At 65.4% G+C, this 22,230-nt stretch carries 23 protein-coding genes, 1 tRNA gene and 1 riboswitch; of the genes, 18 read left to right on the top strand and 6 right to left on the bottom strand.

Annotated features, from left to right (window positions below):
* Positions 1–45: 45 nt before the first annotated feature.
* Positions 46–3,480 carry a bifunctional proline dehydrogenase/L-glutamate gamma-semialdehyde dehydrogenase PutA gene (gene putA, locus PVW49_RS13885; RefSeq protein ID WP_274590807.1) on the bottom strand — a complete coding sequence of 1,145 codons (3,435 nt, stop codon included), beginning with the start codon at positions 3,478–3,480 and terminating at the stop codon, positions 46–48.
* A gap of 111 nt (positions 3,481–3,591) precedes the next feature.
* Here putA and PVW49_RS13880 point away from each other — a divergent pair, with 111 nt between their 5' ends.
* The 3 genes from PVW49_RS13880 (at position 3,592) to PVW49_RS13870 (ending at position 4,797) form a co-directional block, all read left to right on the top strand.
* Positions 3,592–4,068 carry an Lrp/AsnC family transcriptional regulator gene (locus tag PVW49_RS13880; protein WP_048532880.1) on the top strand — a complete coding sequence of 159 codons (477 nt, stop codon included), beginning with the start codon at positions 3,592–3,594 and terminating at the stop codon, positions 4,066–4,068.
* A gap of 29 nt (positions 4,069–4,097) precedes the next feature.
* The gene (locus PVW49_RS13875; RefSeq protein WP_274566054.1) at positions 4,098–4,658 is read left to right on the top strand and encodes a tetratricopeptide repeat protein; all 561 of its coding nucleotides are present in this window, start codon (positions 4,098–4,100) and stop codon (positions 4,656–4,658) included.
* Positions 4,659–4,711: 53 nt separating this feature from the next.
* A tRNA-Leu gene (locus PVW49_RS13870) sits at positions 4,712–4,797 on the top strand.
* A gap of 24 nt (positions 4,798–4,821) precedes the next feature.
* Here the strand turns inward: PVW49_RS13870 and PVW49_RS13865 are convergent.
* From PVW49_RS13865 to irr, 3 genes are all read right to left on the bottom strand, one after another.
* Positions 4,822–4,956: a hypothetical protein gene (locus PVW49_RS13865; RefSeq protein WP_274590806.1), complete on the bottom strand. Its 135-nt coding sequence runs from the start codon at positions 4,954–4,956 to the stop codon at positions 4,822–4,824.
* Positions 4,938–5,078 carry a hypothetical protein gene (locus PVW49_RS13860; RefSeq protein ID WP_274590805.1) on the bottom strand — a complete coding sequence of 47 codons (141 nt, stop codon included), beginning with the start codon at positions 5,076–5,078 and terminating at the stop codon, positions 4,938–4,940. The genes PVW49_RS13865 and PVW49_RS13860 overlap by 19 nt, the downstream gene beginning before the upstream one ends.
* 95 nt (positions 5,079–5,173) lie before the next feature.
* Positions 5,174–5,596, bottom strand: a complete 423-nt coding sequence (gene irr, locus PVW49_RS13855; protein WP_048532876.1) for a Fur family transcriptional regulator Irr — start codon at positions 5,594–5,596, stop codon at positions 5,174–5,176.
* 188 nt (positions 5,597–5,784) lie between these two features.
* Here irr and fabA point away from each other — a divergent pair, with 188 nt between their 5' ends.
* The 5 genes from fabA (at position 5,785) to PVW49_RS13830 (ending at position 11,315) form a co-directional block, all read left to right on the top strand.
* Entirely contained in the window at positions 5,785–6,294 is a 510-nt protein-coding gene (gene fabA / locus PVW49_RS13850) for a bifunctional 3-hydroxydecanoyl-ACP dehydratase/trans-2-decenoyl-ACP isomerase (protein ID WP_048532875.1), read from the top strand.
* Between the two features lie 224 nt (positions 6,295–6,518).
* On the top strand, positions 6,519–8,405 hold the full coding sequence (locus PVW49_RS13845; protein ID WP_274590804.1) for a PhoX family protein: 1,887 nt from the start codon (positions 6,519–6,521) through the stop codon (positions 8,403–8,405).
* 147 nt (positions 8,406–8,552) lie between these two features.
* The gene (fabB, locus tag PVW49_RS13840; RefSeq protein WP_274590803.1) at positions 8,553–9,782 is read left to right on the top strand and encodes a beta-ketoacyl-ACP synthase I; all 1,230 of its coding nucleotides are present in this window, start codon (positions 8,553–8,555) and stop codon (positions 9,780–9,782) included.
* A gap of 7 nt (positions 9,783–9,789) precedes the next feature.
* On the top strand, positions 9,790–10,581 hold the full coding sequence (locus tag PVW49_RS13835; protein WP_274590802.1) for an enoyl-ACP reductase FabI: 792 nt from the start codon (positions 9,790–9,792) through the stop codon (positions 10,579–10,581).
* 80 nt (positions 10,582–10,661) lie between these two features.
* Positions 10,662–11,315 (top strand): hypothetical protein, encoded by a 654-nt coding sequence (locus tag PVW49_RS13830; RefSeq protein ID WP_274590801.1) that lies wholly within the window; start codon positions 10,662–10,664, stop codon positions 11,313–11,315.
* A gap of 3 nt (positions 11,316–11,318) precedes the next feature.
* Here PVW49_RS13830 and PVW49_RS13825 read toward each other — a convergent pair whose 3' ends face one another.
* The gene (locus tag PVW49_RS13825) at positions 11,319–12,188 is read right to left on the bottom strand and encodes a hypothetical protein (protein WP_074836436.1); all 870 of its coding nucleotides are present in this window, start codon (positions 12,186–12,188) and stop codon (positions 11,319–11,321) included.
* A gap of 105 nt (positions 12,189–12,293) precedes the next feature.
* Between PVW49_RS13825 and miaB the strand changes: the two genes are divergently transcribed.
* The gene (miaB, locus tag PVW49_RS13820) at positions 12,294–13,625 is read left to right on the top strand and encodes a tRNA (N6-isopentenyl adenosine(37)-C2)-methylthiotransferase MiaB (RefSeq protein WP_274590800.1); all 1,332 of its coding nucleotides are present in this window, start codon (positions 12,294–12,296) and stop codon (positions 13,623–13,625) included.
* A gap of 79 nt (positions 13,626–13,704) precedes the next feature.
* Here miaB and PVW49_RS13815 read toward each other — a convergent pair whose 3' ends face one another.
* On the bottom strand, positions 13,705–14,046 hold the full coding sequence (locus PVW49_RS13815) for a hypothetical protein (RefSeq protein WP_048532868.1): 342 nt from the start codon (positions 14,044–14,046) through the stop codon (positions 13,705–13,707).
* 493 nt (positions 14,047–14,539) lie between these two features.
* Between PVW49_RS13815 and PVW49_RS13810 the strand changes: the two genes are divergently transcribed.
* The 9 genes from PVW49_RS13810 to PVW49_RS13770 all read left to right on the top strand — a co-directional run bounded on the left by PVW49_RS13810 (position 14,540) and on the right by PVW49_RS13770 (position 22,219).
* Positions 14,540–15,136, top strand: a complete 597-nt coding sequence (locus PVW49_RS13810) for an OmpA family protein (RefSeq protein WP_048532867.1) — start codon at positions 14,540–14,542, stop codon at positions 15,134–15,136.
* A gap of 13 nt (positions 15,137–15,149) precedes the next feature.
* On the top strand, positions 15,150–15,461 hold the full coding sequence (locus PVW49_RS13805; protein WP_274566048.1) for a hypothetical protein: 312 nt from the start codon (positions 15,150–15,152) through the stop codon (positions 15,459–15,461).
* Between the two features lie 147 nt (positions 15,462–15,608).
* Entirely contained in the window at positions 15,609–16,625 is a 1,017-nt protein-coding gene (locus tag PVW49_RS13800; RefSeq protein WP_048532864.1) for a PhoH family protein, read from the top strand.
* Between the two features lie 86 nt (positions 16,626–16,711).
* On the top strand, positions 16,712–17,236 hold the full coding sequence (gene ybeY / locus PVW49_RS13795) for an rRNA maturation RNase YbeY (protein WP_274590799.1): 525 nt from the start codon (positions 16,712–16,714) through the stop codon (positions 17,234–17,236).
* An 11-nt stretch (positions 17,237–17,247) separates the two neighbouring features.
* The gene (locus PVW49_RS13790) at positions 17,248–18,171 is read left to right on the top strand and encodes a hemolysin family protein (protein WP_048532861.1); all 924 of its coding nucleotides are present in this window, start codon (positions 17,248–17,250) and stop codon (positions 18,169–18,171) included.
* 2 nt (positions 18,172–18,173) lie between these two features.
* Entirely contained in the window at positions 18,174–19,721 is a 1,548-nt protein-coding gene (gene lnt / locus PVW49_RS13785; protein ID WP_274590798.1) for an apolipoprotein N-acyltransferase, read from the top strand.
* Between the two features lie 36 nt (positions 19,722–19,757).
* A riboswitch (SAM-SAH riboswitch) is annotated at positions 19,758–19,805 on the top strand.
* A 6-nt stretch (positions 19,806–19,811) separates the two neighbouring features.
* A complete protein-coding gene (metK, locus tag PVW49_RS13780; RefSeq protein WP_274566044.1) occupies positions 19,812–20,978 on the top strand; it encodes a methionine adenosyltransferase in 1,167 nt (388 codons plus the stop codon).
* A gap of 109 nt (positions 20,979–21,087) precedes the next feature.
* Positions 21,088–21,546: a GAF domain-containing protein gene (locus PVW49_RS13775; RefSeq protein WP_274590797.1), complete on the top strand. Its 459-nt coding sequence runs from the start codon at positions 21,088–21,090 to the stop codon at positions 21,544–21,546.
* A 103-nt stretch (positions 21,547–21,649) separates the two neighbouring features.
* A complete protein-coding gene (locus tag PVW49_RS13770; RefSeq protein ID WP_048532857.1) occupies positions 21,650–22,219 on the top strand; it encodes a helix-turn-helix domain-containing protein in 570 nt (189 codons plus the stop codon).
* Positions 22,220–22,230: the final 11 nt, after the last annotated feature.

Below are 22,230 nucleotides of genomic sequence, written 5' to 3'. Positions count from 1 at the left end.
AAAGCTTGTGGCTTTCCCCCCGAAGGTCAAGAGATCACACGCCGGTCATGACATTCCCGAGAGCAGCGCGGCATTGCCGCCCGAGGCGGTGGTGTCGACGCAGACATGGCGTTCATGCGCCACGTGCCCCTTGTCGGGCAGGCCGGTGATCAGCGGCAGGATCGGCCCGTCACGTCCGGCCAGCGCCTGCGCATAGGCCCGTCCGGTGGATGCGTCGCCCCACCAGAGCGCACCCGAGATGGCCTCCAGCGCGCCCAAGGCCGCCGGTTCCAGCGCGCCGGCGACGCGGACGCCGCTGCCGCCAAGCGCCTCGACGGCCGCTTTCTGCGCCTGCGCTGCGGCATCCCCCGGCCCGAGGCAGAGCAGCGGCGGGCGCGGCAGGGCGGTGAGCCGGTTGGATTCGCCGGTCGGTCCCGGCAGCGAGAGCGGCTGATCGGCTTCGGGCAGTTCGCGGGCCTTCAGCGCCTCTTGCAGGGCCAGGCTGTCGACCTGCGCGCCGGGGCTCTCGCTGGCGAGGGGGGCGGGATGGCTGGAATAGCGCGCCAGATAGTTCGGCCCGCCCGCCTTGGGCCCGGTGCCCGAAAGCCCCTCGCCGCCAAAGGGCTGGCTGCCGACGATGGCACCGATCTGGTTGCGGTTGACGTAGATATTGCCGGCATGGATGCGCTCGGACACATGTTGCACCCGGTCGTCGATGCGGGTGTGCAGCCCGAAGGTGAGGCCGTAGCCGGTGGCATTGATCGTGTCGATCACCTGATCGAGTTGATCGGCCTCGAAGGTGGCGAAATGCAGCACCGGGCCAAAGATCTCGCGGTCCATCTCTTCGATGCCGCTGACGCGCAGCAGGGTGGGGGGGATGAAATGGCCGGTTTTCGGCACCGAGATCTGCTTGATGACGCGGCCTTCGGATTTGGCCTTGGCGATATAGGTGGCGATGCCTTCATGCGCCTCGGCGTCGATCACCGGGCCGAGATCGGTAGAGAGCTGCCAGGGCAGCCCGGGTTGCAACGCCTCCATCGCGCCGGTCAGCATCTCGATGAACGGCCCGGCAATGTCGCGCTGCACGTAGAGACAGCGCAGGGCGGAACAGCGCTGGCCGGCGGACTGAAAGGCGCTTTCGACAATGGCCTGAACCGCCTGTTCGGGCAGGGCGGTGCTGTCGACGATCATCGCGTTCAGCCCGCCGGTTTCGGCGATCAGCGGCGCGCCGGGGGCGAGGGTGTCGGCCATGCTGCGGCGGATTTTCAGGGCCGTCTCGGTCGAGCCGGTAAAGGCCACGCCGCCGACGCGCGGATCGGAGGTGAGCGCCGCACCGACGTCACCTGCACCGGGCAGACATTGCAGCACGTCGCGCGGCACACCGGCCTCGTGCAACAGCTCGACCGCGCGGCAGGCGATCAGCCCGGTCTGTTCCGCAGGTTTGGCCAGCACCGCATTGCCCGCCGCCAGCGCCGCCGAGACCTGACCGGTGAAGATCGCCAGCGGAAAGTTCCAGGGGCTGATGCAGGTAAAGGTGCCGACCGGCGCGTCCTCGGGCGCATTGGCGGCGTAGTAGCGCAGGAAATCGACCGCCTCGCGCAGCTCGGCCACCGCATCCGGCAGGCTTTTGCCCGCCTCGCGGGCGACCAGGGCGAAGATCTCGCCGTAATTGGCCTCGTAGAGATCGGCGGCCTTGTTGAGGATGGCGCCACGTTCAGCCGCAGAGGCCTGCCATGGGCGGGCCGTGTCCAGGGCGGTTTCGCAGTCGGCGGGGCTGGCAAAGGCGACCGCGCCGACCGTTTCGGAGGGCAGCGCCGGGTTGGTGACGGGCACGGCCTCGCGCGGTGCGGCCTTGCCGGCCAGCAGCGGTGCGGCCTGCCACTGGTGCGTCGCGAAGGGCGCGCGGGCGGCATCGATTTCCGCCAGCGTCGGGCGGTGCGCCAGATCCCAGCCGCGCGAATTCACCCGCTCGGGCTGAAACAGCTCCGGTCCCTTCGGCAGATGGGGCTGCGGATCGCCCACCGCCTCAAAAGGATCGCGCGCCACCACCTCTGGCGGCACATCTTCGTCGACAATCTGATTGACGAAAGACGAATTTGCGCCGTTTTCCAGCAGCCGCCGCACCAGATAGGCCAGCAGGTCCTTGTGCGCGCCGACCGGGGCGTAGATCCGGCAGCGGGTGCCTTCGGATTTCAGAACGATGTCATGCAGCGCCTCGCCCATGCCGTGCAGACGCTGGAATTCAAAGCTGTCCTTGTCCTCGGCCATGTCGAGAATCGCGGCCACGGTATGGGCGTTGTGGGTGGCGAACTGCGGATAGATCCGGTCGGTCATGTTCAGCAGACGGCGGGCATTGGCGATATAGCTCACGTCGGTCGCCGGTTTCGAGGTGAACACCGGGAACCCCGCCAGCCCCTCGACCTGCGCCAGCTTGATCTCGGTGTCCCAATAGGCGCCCTTGACCAGCCGCACCATGATCCGGCGGTCGGTCTCTTCGGCCAGCGCGTGAAGATATTCGAGCACCGCGCCGCAGCGCTGACCAAAGGCCTGCACCACCACGCCCAGGCCATCCCAGCCGGCAAGACCCGGATCGCGCATCAGCCGCTCGATCAGATCCATCGAGATCGACAGCCGGTCGGCCTCTTCGGCGTCGATGTTGAGCCCCATCCGGCGGCCGCGCGCCATCAGCGCCAGGTCGCGCAGGCGGGGATAGAGCTCGGCCATCACCCGGTCTTTCTGCGCCTCTTCGTAACGCGGATGCAGCGCCGAGAGCTTGACCGAAATGCCGGGGTTCCTGCGCACGTCGTCCGAGCCGCAGCCCTTGGCAATGGCCTCGATGGCGCGGCCATAAGCGGCGTGATAGCGCATCGCGTCGGCATCGGTGCGCGCGGCCTCGCCCAGCATGTCGTAGCTGTAGGTATAGCCCTTCTGCTCCATGCCGCTGGCGCGTTTCATCGCGGCGCGGATGTCCTCGCCCAGCACGAACTGGCGGCCCATCTCCTTCATCGCGCGGCCGACGGCGGTGCGGATCACCGGCTCGCCCAGCCGCTTGACGGCGGCGCGCAGGTGGCCGACCGGGCCGGGCTCGGCATCCTCGCGCAGCACCTTGCCGGTGAGCATCAGCGCCCAGGTCGAGGCATTGACGAGCGGCGAGGTGGAATGGCCCATGTGGCGGCCCCAGTCCGACGGCGCGATCTTGTCCTCGATCAGCGCATCGATGGTTTCCGGGTCGGGCACCCGCAGCAGCGCCTCGGCCAGGCACATCAGCGCCACACCCTCGTCGGTCGAGAGACCGTATTCCGCCAGAAAGACCTCCATCATTCCGGGGTCGGAATTGTCGCGGATGCGGCGGACCAGTCCGGCGCCGGCGGCCGAGATGCGCGCCCGGTCCTCGGGCGAGAGCGCCGCGGTCTCGATCAGCCGCGCGACGGTGTCGGCCTCGTCCGCATAGGTGAGCACGTCGATGCGGTCGCGCAGCGCCGCCAAGTCATTCTGTGTCATTCGAATCCCCGAGGGTTGTCTTTGCGCCCAAGATATCGCGATTCCACTGGCCATTTCTCCCGGAGTTTGCTTTATTGGAAGCCATATTCATCGAATTTTCGGGTATTCGCAGTGCATCTTGACCAAATAGAGCTCGACCGTTTCGATCGGTCCATCGTCACCGTTCTGGCCGAGGACGGCCGCATCTCGATCACCGATCTGGCCAAGCGCATCGGCCTGTCGAAATCACCCACCCAGGCGCGGCTGCGGCGGCTGGAAGAGGCCGGGGTGATCCGCGGTTACCGGGCGCTGCTCGATCCGATCCGCCTGGGGCTGGATCATGTGGCCTTTGTCGAGGTCCGGCTCGAGGATACACGCGAGGCGGCGCTGGCGGCCTTTGCCGCGGCGGTGGCGAAAATTCCCGAGATCGAGCAATGCCATCTAATTGCGGGAAATTTCGACTATCTGATGAAGGTGCGCACCTCGGACATGCGGGCCTATCGCAAGGTGCTGGCCGAGAAGATCTCGACCCTGCCGCATGTCTCGAACACCTCGACCTATGTGGCGATGCAGGCGATCAAGGAAAGCGGTCTCGGCGATGTGACTTGATCGCTGGCGTCCGCGTGGCACCATGGGGCATGTCGCGCCTTGCCCTGATCGTTCTTGTCCTGCTGTTGCCACTCACGGCCCGGGCCGAGACCTGCCCCCCGCCGCCGGATCATACCGAGACCTTTGATGGGCTGTTCGAAGAGGTGCAGGCCGCGCCCGACGCGGGTGCCGCGCAGCAGGTGGTGAACCGGATGTGGGCGCTCTGGGCGGATGCGCCCGATGCGCGCGCGCAGGAAATCCTCGATCGCGGGATGCGGCGGCGGTCGGCTTACGATTTTCTCGGGGCCATGCAGGATTTCGACCGGTTGATCGCCTATTGCCCGGATTACGCCGAAGGCTACAACCAGCGCGGCTTCGTCAGCTTCATCCGGCAGGATTATCCCGCCGCGTTGATCGACCTCGACCGGGTGATCGCGCTCAACCCGCGTCACACCGGCGCGCTGACGGGGCGGGCGCTGACCTTGATGGCGCTGGGCCGGACGGCCGAGGCGCGGGCGGATCTGCTGGCGGCGCTGGCGCTCAATCCCTGGCTGCCGGAACGGCGCTTTCTCGATCAACTGACGCCGGGGCCCGAGGAAACCGATCTTTAGCGTGATTTTGCGGTTTTCCACCGCGTCAGAGGGGCTTATGGTCGGCCCCGCTGGCCCGCGTGGTGGAATGGTAGACACAGGAGACTTAAAATCTCCAGGCCCCTGGGCCGTGCCGGTTCGAGTCCGGCCGCGGGTACCAGCGAAGATCGGGATATCCCAGCGGTCAGACCGCCTCGGGGTCCATCACGCTGGCCCAGCGCAGGCGCGTCGCGGCGACCTCTCTGGTCAACGCATTGGCCAGCCAGAGCCGCAGCCAGGCCAGGGTGACCGCGCCGAACATCATCGAACCGCCGGCCATACGCTTTCGATCCGGGTTGTCATCACACCCATTGCCAGGTGCCAGGTTGCGGCGAGAAAGAGCGCCAGCATGGCGGTCATGAGCAGCCATGATCCGATGGATCTGAGAGTGAGTTTCGGCATGATGTCCTCCGGCATTTCGCGTCCCCGATCCCGAGCTTTGACGCGAAATGCGGCGGAACTGCGGCCGAGATGGGGAATTGCCGGCGGCGGGGCGCTCAGCCCTCTCTGCGCCGCAGGCGGATCACCACGTCGACGCTGGCGATTTCGGCGCCCTCGGGCGCGTCGGGTAGGGCCACGATCTTGAGCTGGTCGGCCGGGGCATCGGTCAGATAGCCGTCGTCTTCCCAGTAGAAATGCGGGTGGTCGTGGGTGTTGGTGTCGAAATAGCTTTTCTGGCCATCCACCGTCACCTCCTGCATCAGCCCAGCGTCGCAAAAGGCGCGCAGGGTGTTGTAGACCGTGGCCAGCGACACGCTTTCGCCGGCTTCCTGAACCTTGGAAAACAGGCTCTCGGCAGTGACATGGCGGTTCTTGCCGTCGCCCACCAGCAGCTGCGCCAATGTCAACCGCTGCCGCGTCGGGCGCAAGCCCGCGCCAGAGAGCCAGGTGGCACCGCGGTCCAAAGCTGGGGACGTCATTCTCATGCCTCGCTTGTCATGCACGGTTTCAATATAGGGGCCTTCGCGAATGGTTTTCAATGTCCAGCTGACCTCGGGGACGGTTGATTTGCGGCCAATGGGCTGAAAAAGCGGTGGCCTTGCATGGGTCGCGGACGGAATGCTAGACCGGTTCAAACTTGTGATGACCCTTCCAGAAAGGCGCCTGAATGGCCGATTTTCCCACCAGCTTCGACAAAGACGACCTCCTGAAATGCGCGCGGGGCGAGCTCTTTGGACCCGGCAATGCGCAGCTGCCGGAACCGCCGATGCTGATGATGGACCGGATCACTGAGGTTTCGGCGGATGGCGGCGAACACGGCAAGGGCCATGTGCGCGCCGAATTCGACATCACCCCGGACCTGTGGTTCTTTGACTGCCACTTTCCCGGCAATCCGATCATGCCTGGCTGTCTCGGCCTTGACGGTCTGTGGCAGCTTACCGGCTTCAACCTCGGATGGCGCGGCTGGCAGGGGCGCGGCTATGCGCTGGGCGTGGGCGAGGTCAAGCTGACCGGCATGGTGCGGCCCGACCGCAAGATGCTGACCTACAAGGTGGATTTCACCAAGGCGGTACAGACCCGCCGGCTGACCATGGGCGTGGCCGATGGCATCGTCGAGGCCGACGGCGAGGTGATCTATCAGGTCAAGGACATGAAGGTGGCGCTCAGCGAGAGCTGATTGGCGCCCGCCAGCGAGATGTGTCGGACGCCGGCTGCGCAGCATCGCAGCCGGCGTTTTTGTGCGCGAGGAGGGCAAGGCAGGGCCATGGCGGGTGCCTTAACCGCAATGTCATGGCGCGGTCGCAAAAGCGTTACGATCCGGGCTTAGGCGCAGAGCGAACCGGCGCGGCCCCGAAAGGCGGCGCCTTTCTCAGCCAGACAGTCTAGCAAGGGATTACTGACATGGTGGACAAATCGCTCATCGACCTTTCGTGGGATGACTTCGACGAACAGCGCGATCCGCGCCCCGCGGGCAACCAGTTCGACGCCGTCGTCGACCGTGCCATTTCGCGCCGCGGCTTTCTTGGCGGCGCGCTCGCCTTCGGTTCGGGCGCGGCCGTCTTCGGCACCGGCCTGCTGTCGTCGACCACCGCGTCGCGCGCGGCCGGTCACGGCGGGTTTGCCTTCGAGCCGATCGACATTGCCACCGACCACGAGATCCATGTGCCCGCCGGCTATGCCCACAAGGTTCTGGTTCGCTGGGGCGATGCGCTCTGGTCCGAGGCCGATGGTGCCTATTCGCCCGAGACCGGCGTGTCGGTCGACATGTCCGACAAGGTCTTTGGCGAAAACACCGACGGCATGGAGCTCTTCGAGGTCGACGGCCGCGAGGTGATCGCCGTCAACTCGGAATACGTGAACCCTAAGATCAACCTGCCCGCCGCTTCGGAAGGTGTGCCGCAGACCGCCGACGAGGTGACCCTGCTGAAGAACCTGCAAGGTGTCACGGTGATGGAGGTGACCCGGGGCGACGCCGGTTACGAGGTGGTCAAGGACAGCCCGCTGAACCGCCGCATCACCCATGAGACCGAGATGACCCTCGAAGGGCCGCTGGCCGGTCATGACCTGGTCAAGACCAATGCCGATCCCGAAGGCCGCACCGTCAAGGGCACGATGAACAACTGCGGTTCCGGCCGGACACTCTGGGGCACCTACCTGACCTGCGAAGAGAACTTCAACGGCTACTTCGGCGCCACCGGCGAGATGCCGGAAGGCGAGGGCTACAGCCGCTATGGCATCGGTGGCGAAGGCCGCTATGCCTATGAGATCTTCGATCCGCGTTACGACATCTCGCAAGAGCCGAACGAACCGCACCGCCATGGCTTCGTGACCGAGATCGATCCCGCCGATCCGGCCTCGACCCCGATCAAGCGCACTGCTCTGGGCCGCATCAAGCACGAGAACGCGGCCATGACCCAGGCCGCCGACGGCCGTGTGGTTGTCTATATGGGCGACGACGAGCGCGGCGAGTTTCTTTACAAATACGTCTCGAACGGCACTTGGGAAGAAGGCCAGGACGGCGGCGATCTGCTGAACGACGGCACGCTCTATGTCGCCAAGTTCAATGACGACATGACGGGCGAATGGCTGGCGCTGACGCCGGAAACCACCGGCATGGCGCTGCCCGAGCTCCTCGCCTTCACCCGCATGGCGGCCTCCGCTGCGGGCGGCACCACCATGGACCGCCCCGAATGGGTCGCCGTGAACCCGGTGAAACCCGAGGCCTATGTGGCGCTGACGAACAACTCGCGTCGGGGCGAAGGTGCCACCAACGCCGGCGGCGACGACATGTCGACCAACGCCGCCAATCCGCGCGAGACCAACAACTTCGGTCAGATCGCACGCTGGACCCCGGCAGACGGCAATCACGCCGCCGAGGCCTTTACCTGGGATCTTTATGTCATGGCCGGCAACCCGGCGGTGTATGACAACGCCTATGCCGGCTCGGAGAATGTCACCGAGGGCAACATGTTCAACTCGCCCGACGGGATGATCTTCTCCTCCGACGGCATGCTCTGGATCCAGACCGACGGCGACGACGACAACGAAGGCGACTTCGCCGGCATGGGCAACAACCAGATGCTGGTGGGCAACCCCGAAACCGGCGAGATCGCGCGCTTCATGACTGTGCCGAACGGCGCCGAGGTGACCGGCCTGTGCTTCTCGCTCGACAAGTCGGTGGCCTTTGTCGGCGTGCAGCACCCCGGCGGCGCATGGCCCGACGGCGAAGGCGCCCCGCGTTCGTCCATCGTCGCCGTCTGGCGCGAGGACGGTGCGACCATCGGCTAAGCTGGACCTGAAAGTACAGTGCGCGGCGCCGGGGAACCCTTCGGCGCCGTGTTGCATTGGGGCCTGCGCCGGCGGCGCCCAATCTGCTTGCCCCTAAACCCCTGCCTGTCTTACACAGGGCGCCAACAGGCCAAAGGGAGTGCGTTCATGCGCCGTGTCGTCGTCACCGGGTTGGGGATCGTTTCCTCCATCGGCAACAATATCGAGGAGGTCCTCACCTCGCTCAAGGCCGGAAAATCCGGCATCACCGCCAACGAACAGATGAAAGAACATGGCTTCCGCAGCCAGATCGCGGGGGATATCAAGCTCGATGTCGCGGATCACGTCGACAAGCGGACCCTGCGGTTCATGGGGCCGGGCGCGGCCTATGCCTATATCGCCATGGGCCAGGCAATCGCCGATGCCGGGCTCGACGCCGACGTGATCTCGAACCCGCGCACCGGGCTTGTCGCCGGCTCGGGCGGGCCCTCGACCAGCGCGATGTTGCAGGCCCATCAGACCGTCCTGAAAACCGGCGCGACCAAGCGCATCGGGCCGTTTGCCGTGCCCAAGACCATGTGCTCGACGATTTCGGCCAATCTCTCGACCGCCTACGAGATCAAGGGCATCAACTATTCGATCACCTCGGCCTGCTCGACCTCGCTGCATTGCATCGGCAATGCCGCCGAGCAGATCATGCTGGGCAAGCAGGACGTGATGTTCGCCGGCGGTGGCGAAGAACTCGACTGGACGCTGAGCTGCCTGTTCGACGCGATGGGCGCGATGTCCTCGAAATTCAACGACGCGCCGGAAAAAGCCAGCCGCGCCTTCGACAAGGACCGCGACGGATTTGTCATCGGTGGCGGCGGCGGCATCGTGGTGCTGGAAGACCTCGAGCACGCCAAGGCGCGCGGCGCCAAGATCTATGCCGAGGTCACCGGCTACGCCGCCACCTCGGACGGCCATGACATGGTGGCCCCCTCGGGCGAGGGTGGCGAACGTGCGATGCGGCTGGCGTTGCAGAGCCTCGGCGCGGATCGCAAGGTGGGCTACATCAACGCCCATGGCACCTCGACCCCGGTGGGCGATGTCGGCGAGATCGAAGCCGTGCGCCGGGTCTTTGGCGAGGGCACGACCCCGCCGGTCAGCTCGACCAAATCGATGACCGGCCACAGCCAGGGCGCCACCGGCGCGCAGGAGGCGATCTACTGCCTGCTGATGCTCGAACATGATTTCATTGCCCCCTCGATCAATGTGGACAGCCTCGACCCGGCGCTGAAGCCGGAGGAGATCGCCACTTCGCTGGTCGAAAACGCCGGATTGGATTCGGTGATGACCAATTCCTTTGGGTTCGGCGGCACCAACGGGTCGATGATCCTGAGCAAGTACAACGGATGATTTGAAGATGTCTCATTCCATGCAGGGCAAACGCGGGCTGATCATGGGCGTCGCCAACGAGCGCTCGATCGCCTGGGGGATCGCCAAGGCGATGGCCGGGGCCGGGGCCGAACTGGCGTTCTCCTACCAGGGCGAGGCCTTTGGCAAGCGGGTGGAGCCGCTTGCGGCTTCGGTCGGCAGCGATTTCCTGGTCGATGTCGACGTCACCGACGATGCCTCGCTCGACCAGGCCTTCGAAAAACTGGGCGCGCGCTGGCCGACCATCGATTTCCTAGTCCATGCCATTGCCTTTTCCGACAAGACCGAGCTGACCGGCCGGGTGCTCAACACCAGCCGCGACAACTTCAAGAACTCGATGGACATTTCGGCCTATTCCTTCATCGAGGTGGCCCGCCGGGCGCATCCGCTGATGGTAGAGAACGGCGGCACGCTCCTGACGCTCACCTATATGGGATCGAACCGGGTGACGCCGAATTACAACGTGATGGGCATCGCCAAGGCGGCGCTCGAGGCCTCGGTGCGCTATCTCGCCAATGACCTCGGCCCCGAAGGCATTCGCGTCAACGCGATCTCGCCCGGCCCGATGAAGACGCTGGCCGGCGCGGCCATCGGGGGCGCGCGCAAGACCTACAAGCACACCGATCAGAACGCGCCCCTGCGGGCCAATGCCACGCTCGAGGCGGTGGGCGGCACCGCGGTCTATCTGGCCTCCGATGCCGGAGTCTGCACCACCGGCGAGATCATCCGCGTCGATGGCGGCTTTCACGTCTTGGGCATGCCGCAGGCGGAATACCTCTGATGCGCGAATATCGGTAAATCGCCACAACTCTGGCGGTTTTGCGCCCCGTTCCTGCCAAGGAGCGGGGCTAATTTTTTTCCATGACACCAGATCAGGCTCTGAAAACCGCCATGATGGGCGACGCGGCCCAGCCGAAGGGCAAGCCCGCGAAACCGCCGCGCGCCGCTGCCCGGCCGAAGTCCCGCGCCTTTCGCTGGACAATCCGGCTGCTGTTTGTCGCGCTGTCGCTGATGATCACCCGCGGCGTGCTTCAGACGCCCGAGATCCGTGCGATGCTGGATGATGGCGTCGCGACGGTGCTGGCGGTGCTCGCCAAGGAACGCGCGCAACAGGACGCCATGGCCGGTGCCGCAAGGCTGGAAGAGATGCAGGGCAGCGCGCTGCAACAAGCGCCGGCACCGGAGATGTTCGAGGATCGCGTTGCGGTGCGCCGATCCGAAAGCCCCGCCGGGCCGCGCAGGCTGACCGGCCCGGTAGAGGCGGTGATTGCCGGCAATGCCTTCATGCTGGGCGGCGTGCCGGTGGTGCTCGACGGCCTGGTCTGCGCCGCCCCCGACACCGAGGCCGGGCGCAGGGCGACGGACGGGCTTGAGGAACTCACCCGCGCGCAAGACCTGCGCTGCACTGTGACCGGCGCCGCCGGCGAACATGCGGTCCGGGCGACATGTATGCTCAAGGGCGGGGGCGACCTGGCGCTTGCGATGCAGGCCGACCGGCTCTGCGACGCGGACTAGCGGTCAGAACCACTGCCCGGGCTCCATCAGCCCCAGATCCAGCAATTGCCGCGAATGCCATTCGAAGGGCACCGAATTGTGCCAGGTGAAGGCCGCGATGTCATAGGTCGAGCCGGGGTTGAGCTTGAGTGCCTTGGCGGTGCGGAACGAGGCCACCGCCGCGGTGATGTTGTGATGCCACGGGCAGGAATAGGTGTTGTATTCCTCGTCGGAAAAGGTGTGATCGGGCCGCATCTTCAGCTTGGGCCGGGCCCGAAAGATCGAGATCCGGTCGATCTTGCGCCGGTGCGCCGGCACATGTTCCTCATAACGCCAGCGCAGCCCGCCGTGGAAATCGAGCTGTCGTTCCTTGGGATGATTGTTGTTCGCGGGATCGGGCCGGGCCAGAGCGTAATAGCCGGTGCGGTCGAGATGCGCGCTCTCGAGCGAGACGGCATTGCCGAAACGCCGCAGATCCCCGGCATAGAGATCGACGACAAAGCTCAGCATCGCATCCCGCCGTTCCTCGCTGTGAAAGGCCAGCATCTCGCCGATGGTCCGTGTTTCGCAGAAGGGATAGAACAGGTATTCGGCGTTGTAGCAGTAATAGACCCAGTTATCGCCGGCCCGGGGGATCACCGCGTTGACGATGGTGTCGATGCCGCCGTCGCGCACGTGGCTGTGGTCGACCCGGTGAATGCTGTCCACCAGATCCTCGGGCAGGGTGATCCGCGCGGGCATGAACCCCACGACCGCCTTGAAGCCCTGATATTGGTGGTGGCGCAGGGTCGAGGCGACCTCGGCCTCATCCTCGCAGAGGATCAGCGCCACGGGCCCTCTGGCCAGCGCGTCTTTGCCTCGGGCGAGGAAATCGGAAAGCGACGAATACTGCATCTCGGCCTCGTTTTGCCGCAGAATCGGTGAATTTTGTGTGCATTGCAAGAGAGGGGGCTTTTGATGTAGGCACGCGGCTCAGACGCGCGTCCGAGGAATCCCCCAATGTCCGACTTGAAGCCCGAACCGAAGAAGCTCTTTATCAAGACCTATGGCTGTCAGATGAACGTCTATGACAGCGAACGCATGGCCGAGACGCTGGGCGGGCAGGGCTATGTCGAGACGTCTTCGCCGGACGACGCCGACATGATCCTGCTCAACACTTGCCATATCCGTGAAAAGGCGGCGGAAAAGGTCTATTCCGAGCTGGGCCGCTACAAGGGGTTGAAGGCCGAGAAACCCGATCTCAAGATCGGCGTAGCCGGCTGCGTCGCGCAGGCCGAGGGCCAGGAGATCATGCGCCGCCAGCCGCTGGTCGATCTGGTGGTCGGCCCGCAGAGCTATCACCGCCTGCCCGAGATGGAGGCGAAGACGCGCGAGGGGGCCAAGGCGCTCGATACCGATTTCCCCGAGGAAGACAAGTTCGAACGGCTGAAATCGCGCCCCAAGGCGGCGCGCGGCCCGACCGCCTTTCTCACTGTCCAGGAAGGCTGCGACAAGTTCTGCGCCTTCTGTGTCGTGCCCTACACCCGCGGCGCCGAGGTCTCGCGCCCGGCGGTGCAGGTGCTCGACGAGGCCCGCGATCTGGTGGATCGCGGGGTGCGCGAGATCACCCTGCTGGGGCAGAACGTCAACGCCTATCACGGCGCCGGAGAAGGCGGCGACTGGTCGCTGGCGCGGCTGGTCCGGGGCCTGAGCAAGATCGACGGACTGGCGCGCATCCGCTATACCACCTCGCATCCCAACGACATGACCGACGATCTGATCGCGGCGCATGGCGAGTGTGACAAGCTGATGCCCTATCTGCACCTGCCGGTGCAGGCCGGTTCGGACAAGATCCTCAAGCGGATGAACCGCGCCCATACCGCCGAAAGCTATCTGAAGCTGATCGACCGGCTGCGCGAGGTGCGTCCCGATCTGCATCTGTCTGGCGATTTCATCGTCGGCTTCCCCGAAGAGACCGAAGAGGATTTCCAGGCCACGCTCGATCTGATCCGGGCCGCCCGCTACGGCACCGCCTTTTCCTTCAAGTATTCCACCCGCCCCGGCACCCCGGCCGCCGAGCGCGATCAGGTGGCCGAGGACGTCAAGAGCGACCGGCTCCAGCGTCTCCAGGCGCTGATCAATCAGCAGCAGCGCGAATTGCAGGACGCCATGGTCGGCCGCGAGGTTTCGGTGCTGTTCGAAAAGGCAGGCCGTCTGCCCGGCCAGATGGTCGGCAAGTCGGAATATCTGCACGCCGTTCACGTCGCCGAGGCCAATGTCGCCCGGGGCGAGATCGCCCGCGTCCGCATCGTCGACAGCGCCGCGAATTCCCTCGCCGGCGTCTTGATCTAGGCGGCGCGGCCCGCCGGCCCGTCACAACAAAAGGGCGGACCGAGGCCCGCCCTTGCGTCTCCTGCTCCCCTGCGGGGTGTCAGTAGTTGTGTTTCCGGTGCGAGGCGCGGTTGCGATAGATGTTCCGCATCGTCGATTTCAGCCCCTCGGGATTGCCCACCAGCGCCTTGTCGCGGCAGACCCGCTCGGCAATGGCATGTGCGGTGGGGTATTCGTAGCCGACCGCCACCAGGCTGTCGACGAAGACCGCGTTCGGACGATCCCAGATCACCTCGTTCCACGGGCCGCGAAAGCAGCTCACGACGATCGTGTTGTCGGTCGGGCCATATTCGCGGTTGTGTTTCTTGTGATATTTGCCGCCGGCCATGGCGGGGGCCGCGAGCGCCGCGCAGACAGCGGCCAGTACAAGTGCTTTTTTCATAAGTTTACCCTAACCTAAATCATAGGCCAATTCTTCGGCCAAGCATACGCCCAGACAAACGCTGTCTGCCCGGTTTCGCGGGGCAGCCCATCCAGCGCATCTCAACGAGACTGTGCGGCAGAGTACCGGTCCGTTAAGATTTTCAAAAGAAATTTTTAACTTTGTTGCCCGCAGTGCGCCAAACACGCCATTTTATGGCGATTGTCCTGTCTTTCTGCGCAATCCTGTGGTGTGGGCGCGCCAGCGGCCGATGAGGAACATCTCGTCCCGGTTGTCTAACCGCCTGAGAATCTTTGCACTATTTTGCGACCGAACCCGGCGGCATTGGACGATATAGCGGCATGCCCCGCAAGTCACCGCAATATCTGGATTTTCTCCTTCACACCTATCAATTGTTTGCTAATGTGTTGATGTCAAATGAGTTCAGGTCCCGTGCGGCGATTCTCGTGCCGGGATCTCTGGGGGAAACAATTTCGAACAAGGGACAGACGCTGTGGGGATCACAATCACCAAAGCCTTTCGGGCCGCTGCCACCGGATGCGCCGCCGTTGCCGCGGCCGCCCTGCTGACGGCCACTTTGGCCAATGCACAGGGTTTCGCACGCGACACGCCGTCGCAACAGGGGCGCGATCAGGGCCAGTACATACCCAATATCGTGCTCACGCCGGATGGCTGCGAGGTCTGGGCCGCCGATGACGGTGCCGAGGGCTATGCCTCCAACCGGCTGACGCGCAAGGGCACGCCGATCTGCCACGACGTGACGCCCTGCGGGCGGGTCAACACCGATCAGTTCTTTGCCACCGACAGCTATCGCATTCACGCCAACGGCCGCGCCCGGCTGCAAGAGTTCTTCCGGGGGTCTTCGGCCTTCGCCTATACCATCGTCGGCCATACCGACAGCCGCGCCAGCCATGAATACAACCTCCGCCTCAGCTACAACCGCGCCATCGCCGTGGCCAAGGTGGCGGAATCGGTCGGCGCCAAGATCGCCGATGTCCGCGGCATGGGCGAAACCGCGCCGGTCGCACCGAACAGCTCGGTCGAAGGCATGGCGCGCAACCGCCGCGTCGAAATCCTGTGCTTCCAGTAAGGGGACAAGAGATATGAACATCGTCAAACTCTGTGCCGCCCTGACGCTGGGCTTTGCGGTTTCGGCCTGTGACGAAGGTCCGCGCGGCTATCCCGCCGACAAGACCATCGACCGCGGAATCAATGCGCATTCGCTGAAATCGCTGAAGTGGGGCGTCTATGTCGATCCCGACGGCTGCGATCACTGGATCTCCGACGATGGCGTCGAGGGCTATCAGGTCAACCGTCTCGACCGCTACGGCAAACCGGTGTGCTCGGGCGTGGCCCCGCCGACCTATACCGCCGGCGATTTCAAGGGCGGCTCGCCGATCGCCGATCCCAACTGATCCGGGGCAGGGCGCCTGACGAAGCCGACAGCCGCGGAACCGCTCCGCGGCTGTTTTTCGTGACCCGGCAATGACATTTCCATCCGCCCCCTTGCCAAGCCCCGCACACTCGGCCACGCTCGACCTGGATACACGACGGAGACCCCCTTGAGCGCACCGCATCTCGACGACCCGATCACCCCTGACACCCTACAGGAGACGGTGCTTGAGTTCCCCGACAATCGCCTGCTGATCGACCTCTGCGGTGAATTCGACGCCAATCTCGCGGCGCTCGAGGCGCGGCTATCGGTGCAGATTCTGCGCCGCGGCAACCAGCTTGCCGTGATTGGCGAGACCGAGGCTCGCGACCAGGCTGCCGCCGTGCTCACCGCGCTTTACGAGCGGCTCGAAGCCGGCCGCCCGGTCGAGCCCGCCGACATCGACCGCGAGCTGCGCATGGGCGGCCCCGCCGAGGCCACCGGCGCCCGCGACGGCGATCAGCTCGACATGTTTCCCAAGGGCGCGGTCGAGATCAAGACCCGCAAGAAGCTGGTCGAGCCGCGCACCGAGGCGCAGAAGGCCTATGTGCAGAGCCTGTTCGAAAAAGAGCTGGCCTTTGGCATCGGCCCCGCCGGCACCGGCAAGACCTATCTCGCGGTGGCCGTCGGGGTGAACATGTTCATCAACGGCCATGTCGACCGGATCATCCTGTCGCGCCCGGCGGTCGAGGCCGGCGAAAAGCTCGGCTACCTGCCCGGCGACATGAAGGACAAGGTCGATCCCTACATGCAGCCGCTCTATGACGCGCTGAACGATTTCCTTCCGGCCAAGCAGTTGGGCAAGCTGATCGAGGAAAAGAAGATCGAGATCGCGCCACTGGCCTTCATGCGCGGCCGGACGCTCGCTAATGCCTTCGTAGTGCTCGACGAGGCACAGAACGCCACCTCGATGCAGATGAAGATGTTCCTCACCCGTCTGGGCGAAGGCTCGCGCATGGTGATCACCGGCGACCGCACCCAGGTCGACCTGCCGCGCGGCGTGCAATCGGGGTTGGCCGATGCCGAACGGCTGCTCAAGACCATCCCCAAGATTGCCTTCAACTATTTCACCGCCAAGGACGTGGTCCGCCATCCGCTGGTTGCCGCCATCATCGAGGCCTATGACAAGGATGCCGAGACGCCGTGACCGGCCGCCGGGCGGGCACCGCCCATCCGTCTTCTTCTGTTTGAAAATACCGCGGGGTCCGGGGCAGCGCCCCGGCGATCAGCCATATGCTCACCGAAACCATCTTCGAAGACGACCGCTGGCAGGAGGCCGGCCTCGAGACGCTGGCCGAAACCGCCGCGGCGGCGACTCTGGCGCATCTCGGCCACAGGGCGGCGGAATACGAGATTGCCGTTCTGGCCTGTGACGACGCCCGCATCGCCGTGCTCAACGCCGATTTCCGCGGCAAGCCCCGGCCCACCAATGTGCTGAGCTGGCCCGAAGAGGATCTGGCCCCCGAAGCGGCGGGCGCCGCGCCCGAGGCGCCGGAACCGGGCGACGAAGCCGATCCGCATCACCTCGGCGATGTCGCCATCGCCTGGGAGACTTGCCAGCGCGAGGCGGCAGAGCAGGACAAGCCATTTGCCGCTCATGTCACCCATCTGATGGTGCATGGGGTGTTACATTTGCTCGGGTTTGACCATATCCGCGACAAGGATGCCACTGTGATGGAGGCACATGAACGTGCCATACTTGGCAAACTGGGTATTTCAGACCCATATAGGAGCGATCAGGGCCCGTCAGGCCCGTAACGGACAGATTGATGGACGACATAGACCCCAGCTCTAAGGCAGCGCAACGCGCGCTTCCCGACCTCGACACAGACACACCCCAGCGTCCCGGCCTCTTTGGCAGGATGTTCCAGGTGTTGCGCCCGTCGGACACCGACGAAGCGGCAGACCTTCGCGCCAACCTCCCGGCGCCGCTGCCACAGACCCACGGCATGATCAACCTCCGCCGCCTCGCGGTCGAGGACGTGGCCATCCCCAAGGCCGATATCGTCGCCGTGCCGATCACCATCACCCGCGACGATCTTGTCGATGTCTTTCGCGACAGCGGCTTGTCGCGGCTGCCGGTGTACAACGGCACGCTCGACACGCCCGTCGGCATGGTCCACCTCAAGGATTTTGCCCTCAAGCACGGTTTCAACGGCAAGGGCGGGCGTTTCTCGCTCAAGGCGATGCTGCGGCCGCTGCTCTATGTGCCGCCTTCGATGCCGATCGGCGTGCTGCTCACCAAGATGCAGGCCGAGCGTCGCCACATGGCGCTGGTGATCGACGAATACGGCGGCGTCGACGGGTTGGTGACGATCGAGGACCTGATCGAACAGGTGATCGGCGAGATCGAGGACGAACACGATCTCGACGAGGACAAGCTCTGGACGGTAGAGAAATCCGGCACCTACCTGGCCCTGGCCAAGACCCCGCTGGATGAGTTCCAGGCCGAGATCGGCATGGATCTCACCGCTACCGACGAGGTCGACGCCGAAGAGATCGACACCCTCGGCGGGCTGGTTTTCGTGCTGGCCGGCCATGTGCCGGCGCGCGGCGAGATGGTGCCGCATCCCGACGGGCCCGAATTCGAGGTGGTGGACGCCGATCCGCGCCGCATCAAGCGGCTGCGGGTGCGGCTCCAGGCGCTGGCGCGAAACGGTGTGGATCAGACCCCCGTCGCGGACGCCTCCTAGCGATGCCGGCAGCTCCGGCACATGGCGTGGCGCAGGGCCTGGCCCGAGGGCTTCGCCGGCATCCCTGGCGTCAGCGGCTCTGCGCCGCCTTGCTGGGCGCGCTTGCCGCCACCGGCCTGGCGCCTCTGGGCTGGGCGGCGCTGGGCTTTGTCGCGCTGATCGGCCTTTTCGCCCTCTCCGGCGAGCCGATGGCGCCGCGCCGGGCGGCCGTCCTCGGCTGGTTCGCCGGCACCGGCTATTTCGCCGCCGGGCTGAACTGGATCGTCGAACCTTTTCTCGTCGAGCCCGAGATCTACGGCTGGATGGCACCCTTCGGCCTGATCGGCCTTGCCGGCGGACTGGCGCTGTTCTGGGCGCTGGCCTTCTGGGGCGCGGCGCGGCTGGGCGGCGGGCCGTTGCGCCTTGCCCTCGGGCTGGCCGCTGTGGAGTTGGCGCGGGGCTATGTTCTGACCGGTTTTCCCTGGGCGCTGCCGGGCTATATCTGGACCGAGACGGTTTTTGCCCAGCTGGCGGCCTGGATCGGCCCCTACGGCCTGACGGCCCTGACCCTTGCCATGGCGGCCCTGCCGGTCTGGCTCTGGCAGCGCCTCACGGTCTCGCTGCCGCTGCTCAAGGCCGGTCGGGTCTTCGGTCTCACCGTCGGGCTGGGCACGCTGCTGTGGTATGCGGCGGTGACACTTGATGCCCGGGTGCTGCCAGAGACCCCCGAGACGGCGCCGGTGCTGCGTCTGATCCAGCCCAATGCACCGCAGGACCAGAAATGGGATCCCGACATGATCCCGGTCTTTTTCAACCGCATGGTGGCATTTTCGGCCGAGGGCCCACGGCCCGATCTGATCCTCTGGCCGGAAAGCGCGGTGCCGGTGCTGCTCGAGGATGCGGCGCCGACGCTGGCCTATATTTCCGAGCAGGTGGGGGGTGTGCCGCTGCTGCTGGGCATCCAGCGGGCCGAGGGGCGGGCGTTCTACAACTCCGCCGTGCTGGCGGACGCAGAGGGCCGTGCCGGGCAGGTCTATGACAAGCATCACCTGGTGCCGTTCGGAGAATACATGCCCTTTCCCGGCTTCTGGCAGCGTCTCGGCATCACCGGTCTCGCCGCGCGGGTCGAGAGCGGCTATGCGGCGGGCCCCGGTCCGGCGTTGCTCGACCTCGGCTTTGCCCGGGCCTTGCCTCTGATTTGCTACGAGGCGGTCTTTCCGCAATATGCCCGCTACCGGCCGCGCCCGGATGTGCTGATCCAGCTCACCAATGACGCTTGGTTCGGCGCCCATACCGGGCCCTATCAGCATCTGGCACAGGCAAGGATGCGCGCCATCGAGACCGGGCTGCCGCTGGTGCGCGCGGCCAATACCGGCGTCTCGGCGGTGATCGACGCCAAGGGGCGCATCGTCGAGGCGCTGCCGCTGAACGCGGCCGGCTATTTCGACGCGGCGCTGCCGCCCGCGCTGCCACCCACGCCTTATGCCCGGACGGGCGACATACCGCTGCTGGTGTTGCTGATTGCTCTCGGCCTAGCCGCAATCGCACGGCGCCGGCGCATTCCTGGTTGACCTTGCCCCCGACGCGGCATAGCGCGTTAATTCATTCGGGCGTCACAACGGCTTCCTGGCGTGACGCCGGCAATCAATGGAGCAATCCCAATGTCTCGTCAGAACTACATTTTTACCTCCGAGTCCGTCTCGGAAGGGCACCCCGACAAGGTCTGTGATCGGATCTCGGACGCCGTGCTCGACGCGCTGCTGGCCGAAGATGCGATGGCCCGTGTCGCCTGCGAAACCTTTGCCACCTCAGGGCTTGTCGTCATCGGCGGCGAGGTCGGGCTGACCGATCAGGAGTTGCTCAAGAACTACATGGGCCGGATCGGCCAGATCGCCCGCGACTGCATCCGCGAGATCGGCTACGAGCAGGAGAAGTTCCACTGGAACACCTGCCACGTGCTGAACTTCCTGCACGAGCAATCGGCGCATATCGCGCAAGGTGTCGACAAGGACGGGGCCGGCGACCAGGGCATCATGTTCGGTTATGCCGCCAACGAGACGCCCGAGCTGATGCCGGCGCCGATCCAATACGCCCATGCCATCCTGCGCCGGCTGACCGAGGCGCGCAAATCCGGCGATGAGCCGACCCTGCGCCCGGACGCGAAATCGCAGATCTCGGTGCGTTATGAAGACGGCAAGCCGGTGGGCGTGACCTCGATCGTGCTGTCGACCCAGCACGAGAGCGAATACCAGAAATCCGCCGACATCCGCGCCATCGTCGAGCCCTACATCCGCGAAGTGCTGCCCGCCGACTGGATCACCGAGGAAACCGAATGGTGGGTCAACCCGACCGGCACCTTCGTGATCGGCGGCCCGGATGGGGACGCCGGCCTCACCGGCCGCAAGATCATCGTCGACACCTATGGCGGCGCCGCCCCGCACGGCGGCGGCGCGTTCTCCGGCAAGGATCCGACCAAGGTGGACCGTTCGGCGGCTTATGCCGCGCGCTACGTCGCCAAGAACGTCGTCGCGGCCGGTCTGGCCGACAAGTGCAACGTGCAGCTCTCCTATGCCATCGGCGTGGCCAAGCCGCTGTCGATCTATGTCGACACCTTTGGCACCGAAAAGGCCGATGTCGAGGCAATCGAACGGGCGATCCCCAAGGTGATGGACCTCACGCCGCGCGGCATCCGCGAGCACCTTGACCTCGCCAAGCCGATCTATGCCCGCACCGCGGCTTATGGCCACTTCGGCCGCGAGCCGGAGGCCGACGGCGGCTTCAGCTGGGAAAAGACCGATCTGGTCGACGCGCTGAAGAAAGAGATCTGAGACGACGGGTACGGGGGGCTTTGCCCCCCGGCCTGCGGCCTTCCGCTGAGGGTACTATCGAACAGAAAAAGAGCCCTGCGGCTCTTTTGTGACAGCCGGGGCGCACGCGATGACACGCATTGAGTATTCCGAGATTTCCAAGACGCTTGCCGCCTTGACCGAAGGGGAAAGCGACGAGGTCGCGCTCATGGCGACAATGGCCTGCGAGCTGCATCACGCCGACGACCGCTTCGACTGGACCGGATTCTACCGCGTGACCGGGCCAGAGATGCTCAAGATCGGGCCTTATCAGGGCGGTCATGGCTGCCTGACCATTCCATTTTCGCGCGGGGTCTGTGGTGCGGCGGCGCGGACCGGCGAGGTGCAGCTTGTCGAGGATGTGGAGGATTTTTCCGGCCACATCGCCTGCGCCACGTCGACCCGGTCGGAAATCGTGTTGCCGGTCCGGCGCGGCGATGGCCGGCTGATCGGCGTGCTCGACATCGACAGCGACCGGCCGGCGGCCTTCACGCAAGCGGATGCCCGGGGATTGGCCGGCCTGCTGACGCAGGTTTTCGGCCAAGTCTGAGCGCCGCAGCGCGGCGTGAAATTTTCTTGCGAAATTTCACGACTCGGTTCACCGTGAAAAACAGGCCCGGATTTTCACCGGGATCGTTCGCACGGGAAGGCCGATGGACCATCACAGCACCAACAGTCAGAGCCTCGGGGCCGACCTGCGCGCTTTGCGCCGGGCGCGGGGGCTGACTCTGGCCGAACTGGCGGCGCGGCTCGAAAGGTCGGTGGGCTGGCTGAGCCAGGTCGAACGCGATCTCTCGGAGCCTTCGATCGACGATCTGCGCCAGATCGGCGCGGTGCTTGAGGCGCCGATCTCGATGTTGTTCGGCCATACGCCGATTCCCGCCGAAGAAGCCGGCCTGGTGGTGCGCCGCGATGCCCGGCGGCGGCTGGGTTCCGGCGCGGCCGGGCTGGTGGAAGAGCTGCTCTCGCCCGATCTGACCGATGATTTCGAGATGGTGCATTCCACCTTTCTGCCCCGAAGCGAGATCGGCGAGACCGTCCGCCGCCCGACCCAGGAGGTGGGGTATCTGATCACCGGCAGGCTCGATCTTGAGATCGGCGCGCGCCGCTTCACGCTGGAGCCGGGCGACAGCTTTCGCATCCGCGGCGAGCCGTTTCGCTGGATCAACCCCTATGACGAACCGGCGGTGGCAATCTGGGTGATTGCCCCGCCGGTCTACTGAAACCGACAAGC

Origin of the sequence: Marinovum sp. PR37, assembly GCF_028807375.1 — a bacterium.
In the GTDB taxonomy this organism is placed as follows: Bacteria; Pseudomonadota; Alphaproteobacteria; order Rhodobacterales; family Rhodobacteraceae; genus Marinovum; species Marinovum algicola.
The sequence above is the reverse complement of the archived record's forward strand: the minus strand, read 5'-3'. Positions and strand labels throughout refer to the sequence as shown.

Coding starts and splice junctions, on each gene's coding strand:
- PVW49_RS13815 (WP_048532868.1), bottom strand. CDS start 14,046: ATGAAAAAAGCACTTGTACTGGCCGCTGTCTGCGCGGCGCTCGCGGCC.
- metK (WP_274566044.1), top strand. CDS start 19,812: ATGTCTCGTCAGAACTACATTTTTACCTCCGAGTCCGTCTCGGAAGGG.
- PVW49_RS13865 (WP_274590806.1), bottom strand. CDS start 4,956: ATGGCCGGCGGTTCGATGATGTTCGGCGCGGTCACCCTGGCCTGGCTG.
- putA (WP_274590807.1), bottom strand. CDS start 3,480: ATGACACAGAATGACTTGGCGGCGCTGCGCGACCGCATCGACGTGCTC.
- PVW49_RS13775 (WP_274590797.1), top strand. CDS start 21,088: ATGACACGCATTGAGTATTCCGAGATTTCCAAGACGCTTGCCGCCTTG.
- PVW49_RS13825 (WP_074836436.1), bottom strand. CDS start 12,188: ATGCAGTATTCGTCGCTTTCCGATTTCCTCGCCCGAGGCAAAGACGCG.
- PVW49_RS13835 (WP_274590802.1), top strand. CDS start 9,790: ATGTCTCATTCCATGCAGGGCAAACGCGGGCTGATCATGGGCGTCGCC.
- fabA (WP_048532875.1), top strand. CDS start 5,785: ATGGCCGATTTTCCCACCAGCTTCGACAAAGACGACCTCCTGAAATGC.
- PVW49_RS13830 (WP_274590801.1), top strand. CDS start 10,662: ATGACACCAGATCAGGCTCTGAAAACCGCCATGATGGGCGACGCGGCC.
- PVW49_RS13875 (WP_274566054.1), top strand. CDS start 4,098: ATGTCGCGCCTTGCCCTGATCGTTCTTGTCCTGCTGTTGCCACTCACG.
- lnt (WP_274590798.1), top strand. CDS start 18,174: ATGCCGGCAGCTCCGGCACATGGCGTGGCGCAGGGCCTGGCCCGAGGG.
- fabB (WP_274590803.1), top strand. CDS start 8,553: ATGCGCCGTGTCGTCGTCACCGGGTTGGGGATCGTTTCCTCCATCGGC.
- irr (WP_048532876.1), bottom strand. CDS start 5,596: ATGACGTCCCCAGCTTTGGACCGCGGTGCCACCTGGCTCTCTGGCGCG.
- PVW49_RS13845 (WP_274590804.1), top strand. CDS start 6,519: ATGGTGGACAAATCGCTCATCGACCTTTCGTGGGATGACTTCGACGAA.
- PVW49_RS13770 (WP_048532857.1), top strand. CDS start 21,650: ATGGACCATCACAGCACCAACAGTCAGAGCCTCGGGGCCGACCTGCGC.
- PVW49_RS13860 (WP_274590805.1), bottom strand. CDS start 5,078: ATGCCGAAACTCACTCTCAGATCCATCGGATCATGGCTGCTCATGACC.
- PVW49_RS13790 (WP_048532861.1), top strand. CDS start 17,248: ATGGACGACATAGACCCCAGCTCTAAGGCAGCGCAACGCGCGCTTCCC.
- ybeY (WP_274590799.1), top strand. CDS start 16,712: ATGCTCACCGAAACCATCTTCGAAGACGACCGCTGGCAGGAGGCCGGC.
- PVW49_RS13805 (WP_274566048.1), top strand. CDS start 15,150: ATGAACATCGTCAAACTCTGTGCCGCCCTGACGCTGGGCTTTGCGGTT.
- miaB (WP_274590800.1), top strand. CDS start 12,294: ATGTCCGACTTGAAGCCCGAACCGAAGAAGCTCTTTATCAAGACCTAT.